The organism is Planktothricoides sp. SR001, from assembly GCF_001276715.1.
Lineage (GTDB): Bacteria > Cyanobacteriota > Cyanobacteriia > Cyanobacteriales > Laspinemataceae > Planktothricoides > Planktothricoides raciborskii.
Map to the genome: position 1 here is coordinate 1 of NZ_LIUQ01000114.1, position 4,686 is coordinate 4,686.

The window sequence follows — 4,686 nt, forward strand, 5'->3', positions numbered from 1 at the left end:
ACCAGTTCAGGTCGCGCTAATGAATATGGACTCTTAATCAACAAAATCAACTCTAAGAGCGTAAGGGGAAAAAGATCAGAGGTTGACTGCTGCCTCGCAGCAGATCGCGCCGGAAATTGCGAACCCAATCCCAAGAACCGCCTAAATTTTTACCCGCCACGGCGATCGCACAAATATCACTCATGGCGGCGATTTCCAAGATATCGGGAACAGGTTCTCCCAAGCGCACCTCGATATCCACTTCTAAATTCAACCCTGCCAACTCGGTTTTGATTGCCCCTAATTTTGCCTGAGCTTCTTTGAGCAAAGAATCTTTCGGCACCTCGCGCAGAATACCGGCATCAATAATCCAAATCAGCATACAACGTTCCAGAGAATTAGCGGGACGTTGTGCCGCATAGCGTTTAAATTCTGCCACCAATTGCGGGGAAACATCCGTATCATCATAAGGAATTCCCACATAGCGCAATAAGTGCCGACAACGTAAATCCAATTCTTCCGCAGTCAAGGCATATAACAAAGGAGTAGGAAAAGTGATCAGGGGAACCTTAATCCGAGCCGATAAATCAATAATAGTCGCACCAAACAGTTGGTCACTCAGTAAAGTTTTCGGTTCCGTACCCACAACAACTACGTCACTTTTATAAGTTTGAGCAACTTTGAGAATATGATCTATGGGTAAACCGGATTTAATTTCTACCGCCACTTCCATCCCATTGGGGATATTTTCAGTAATGAAAGACAAGCGATCTTGTGCTTTCTTAATTTGCTCTGTATCTTCCCGAGGAATCTGACCTTTTGACCAAAAGGGAACACAATGCAGAAATACGATTTGCTCGACTCCACCGGCGGCCAAACTCGGCAAAAATTGACCTAGACGATGTAAACCGTCTGTAAAATTTGTAGAAACCAAAATTTTTCTAAACATGAGGATTTCCGCGACTGATTTGATAAAATCCCGTCCAAGGAAGGTTGGCTGGGATTGACGCTGGTTCACAACAGAGTTAACCAAGTTTACCCAGATCGCAGTACCATTCCCACATCTGTTTTCCTCAACATCTATTCCGCTCGTTTATACCTAGGGTAACAACTTCTAATTGGTTTTAGTCAGAGTCTTACGGGTGAGGAGAGACGCAGGATTTCTGATGGCGGGTAGTCGATCTCTTCTGACTGATATCTGCCCAATTGATTGACGATTTAATTCATTTAATTTATATAATTAAATATAATTAATGGGCATTAATGGGCGGATATTCTCCGGGAATTCGACGAATTATCGATGCCGGATCGACGGTTAGATATATCTTTTTTTGATAGCCTGGGCTATTTTAATCCATATGCTTCTTTAATTCAGATTCTTCTACAATAAATTTCCTGAGCCAGACCGATGGCGGTGAGAATGACAATTCCGGGTTATCCAGCAAATTAGATGTATGAATATTTTTCTAGGCGAATCTTCTATTTAAGCAATCGTGATAATCACCACGGTAATATTGTCTCGTCCACCTTTTTCTTTGGCGGCGTCTACCAAAGTGGTCGCCGCTTTTTCCCCGGCTCTAATTGATTTCAGGTTATTGGCGATCGCGGCATCGGATAATTCTTCCGTCAGGCCATCAGAACAAAGCAGGAGGCGATCGCCGGTTTGCACCTCAAACGGATTCACCGTCACTTCCGGGAGATCCGGGCGACCAATACATCGCTCCAAAACATGACGCATCGGATGACTTCGCCCTTGTTCGGCAGTTAAATGACCAGCCTGAATTGCCCGCGCCACCCAGGTATGATCGTCGGTAATTTGCTGCAATTTTGACCCGCGTAGACGATATAAACGAGAGTCCCCCACATGAGCGCACCAGGGCTGGTCATCGCGAAAAATCACCGCCACAGCGGTCGTTCCCATATCATTCAATGCGGGATGTCGCTGTTGCTCCTGAACAATTGTCTCATTCGCGAGGCGAAAAGCTTGATTGAGAATTTCAGCGGAACTCTTATCGGAATGCCACTGATTTTGTAAATAATTTTTGATCGTTTGCACCGCAATTCGAGATGCTTCTTGACCTCCCGCATGACCTCCCATGCCATCGGCGACGATAAAAAATCGTCCCTCCGGTTCGTCCATATAATAATCATCTTGATTAACCGAACGAACGACTCCTGTATCCGTTAGACCCGCAAAATAGCGTTTCATAATTCAATTTTTTTTCAGCATCAGGCGACAGTAAATCAGAAAAAATCGATAAAAATCGATGGTTTGGGACTAATTAATTGCTCCTTAAAGCATTTTATCCATTCGCTCCAATCCCATTAATAGGCGAATTAAGCTACCTGCCAGTAAAACTGCGACCAGGGCGATCGCACCGGCCAACCATAGCCAATTATTCACCAATAAGATCGTTGCCGATAGGGTAAAAGCGCTCACCAGCAAAGCCAAATTCGTACCCATTTGAATACTACCTAGGCGTCGGATTACTCGGTCGGTTTCCGTGGAGCGAATCCGCAAACGGATGTCACCGCGATCTAATTTTTCAATGGTATCCTCAATCCGACCTGGTAAACCGAAGGCGGTACTACTGACTTCCGCTGCTTGGCGACCTAGTTGATCTAAAAAGCTAGATTGATCCAGTCCATTGCCATTACTCATAATCTGTAGAGCAAAGGGTTTTGCTACCTCCATAAAATTAAACTCTGGATCGAGACCTTTGCCGACCCCTTCTAAGGTAGAAAAGGCTCGCATGACAAAAGTAAAGGTGGCTGGGAAGCGAAACGGCTGGTCATAAGCGATTTCATATAAATCATCGCTAATCTGTGTCACCGACTGCTCCTCAAACGGTTGATCCATTAAATTATCTAGAATGTATTGGATCGAACGCCGTACCGGGCCTGGGTCTTCCATCGGTGCTAGGGCACCTAATTCTATCAAAGAAGTCACCACTTTATCGGCATTTTTTTGGGCAATGCCAAAAAACAGATCCAGCAGTCCTTCCCGAATATCTCTGCGGATAGACCCCATCATGCCAAAATCGTAAAAGATCAAAGCACCATCAGGGCTGACAGCAATATTGCCTGGGTGAGGGTCGGCGTGGAAAAACCCATGATTGAGCAGTTGACGTAAATAAGCTTCCGCCCCCAGGTTGGCCAAAGTTCTCCGATCCAGTCCAGCGGCTTCGATCGCTTCGTAATGACTTATTTTAATTCCGGGAATATATTCTAGGGTCAAGACCCTGGGGGAAGCATAGCGCCAATAAACCCGGGGGACTTTCACCCAATTTACCCCGCGAAAATTCCGCCGAAAGGTATCCGCGTTCCGCCCTTCGTTGAGGTAATCAATTTCTTCGTAGAGAATTTTGTAGCATTCATCATAAATGCCCAACCAATCTCGACCTTTACCCCAACGGGGATGATTTTTAAAGTATTGAGCGATGGTTTTGGCGATCGCCAAATCAATGCCGAAGAGTTTTTGTAAGCCCAGGCGCTGCACCTTGACCACTACTTCTTCCCCGTTCATTAGCTGCGCTTTATGAACTTGTCCCAAACTGGCTGCCGCCAAAGGAACTGGGTCAAAGCTGCGGAACAATTCATCCACACTGCGGCCAAATTCTTCTTGAATAATTTGTTTCACCTGCTCATAACTAAAGGCAGGCACCTTATCTTGCAGCTTAGACAGTTCTTCTACATATTCCGAAGGAAACAGATCGGACCGGGTAGAAAATAGCTGTCCCAGTTTAATAAACGTTGGGCCAAGATCCAAGAAAGTTTCCCGCACCCAGATCGCTTGCTTACGACGTCTCGCCCCTTTCGCTTCTTCGGTATATCCGTTTGGGTAGCTCCAAGGTTTGCTATTTAGCCACAGTTCAGTGGTAAACCTGAACACACAACTCCAAATATGAATTCGGCGCTGAAAGCGAGAATAGTTTGGCCGACTCCAACGGTAAGTTTTCTTCTCAGAAGAGTGGGTAATCCCGACGGCATCAGTAGCCTGTGCGTCCCGGTTAGACTTGGCTAAGTGTTGGCCATTTAAGGGACGCTGACGGTTTTGAATATCAGTTTCAGTTAGAGGTGACACAGGCAAAAGCGCAACTCGTTTTTCAGAGGGGATCTAAGGGTATCTAAATTAGTTTAACCGGCGATTGTCAGTCTTTATTTTATCAGTGACAATCCCCATAATTTATCATAATTAATCAAGCACGAGAATTGCTACGATAACGTTGCAATTCTGCTCTGACCTGGGCAATTTCTGCTCGTAATTCGTCAATGGTGGCTTGTAAATCTTCTGATTCTGACCCATTCGCCCCGCTGCCCGATCCGGTACTTTCTAAGCTAACCGCTTCGGCGTCTCGCTTGGCTCGTTCCATCACTTCTTCGGTAAACTTGCGTAAGTTTTCCCGTTGTTCTGCATCAAACTTACCCAGTTCGCTTAAGGCATTCGTAATGGTTTTCGAAATCGTCTGATTGACAACTTCTGCCAGGGCTCGGCCTACAAAGAAAGCATTAACAAGAGGATTCATTTTACTTACATCATGTACACACACATCCGCAGATGATTATAACAGCGATTTACTTTTGGGTGTAGGTTCTGGGCATTTATTTTTTTGTTATTGGTTATTGGTTATTATTTGTTGGTTGTTTGTTATTTGTTATTTGTTTAATAAGAACTAGCAACGGAGCAACGGTAGGGGTCGATGGGAG

At 45.1% G+C, this 4,686-nt stretch carries 4 protein-coding genes; all 4 read right to left on the reverse strand.

What is annotated here, in order from left to right:
- Positions 1 to 52: 52 nt before the first annotated feature.
- Positions 53 to 928: a universal stress protein gene (locus tag AM228_RS28420; protein WP_054470376.1), complete on the reverse strand. Its 876-nt coding sequence runs from the start codon at positions 926 to 928 to the stop codon at positions 53 to 55.
- Between the two features lie 534 nt (positions 929 to 1,462).
- Positions 1,463 to 2,188 (reverse strand): Stp1/IreP family PP2C-type Ser/Thr phosphatase, encoded by a 726-nt coding sequence (locus AM228_RS28425; RefSeq protein ID WP_054470377.1) that lies wholly within the window; start codon positions 2,186 to 2,188, stop codon positions 1,463 to 1,465.
- An 84-nt stretch (positions 2,189 to 2,272) separates the two neighbouring features.
- The gene (locus tag AM228_RS28430) at positions 2,273 to 3,958 is read right to left on the reverse strand and encodes an AarF/ABC1/UbiB kinase family protein (protein ID WP_231636977.1); all 1,686 of its coding nucleotides are present in this window, start codon (positions 3,956 to 3,958) and stop codon (positions 2,273 to 2,275) included.
- A 220-nt stretch (positions 3,959 to 4,178) separates the two neighbouring features.
- A complete protein-coding gene (locus AM228_RS28435) occupies positions 4,179 to 4,505 on the reverse strand; it encodes a DUF6825 family protein (protein ID WP_054470380.1) in 327 nt (108 codons plus the stop codon).
- Positions 4,506 to 4,686 lie beyond the last annotated feature (181 nt).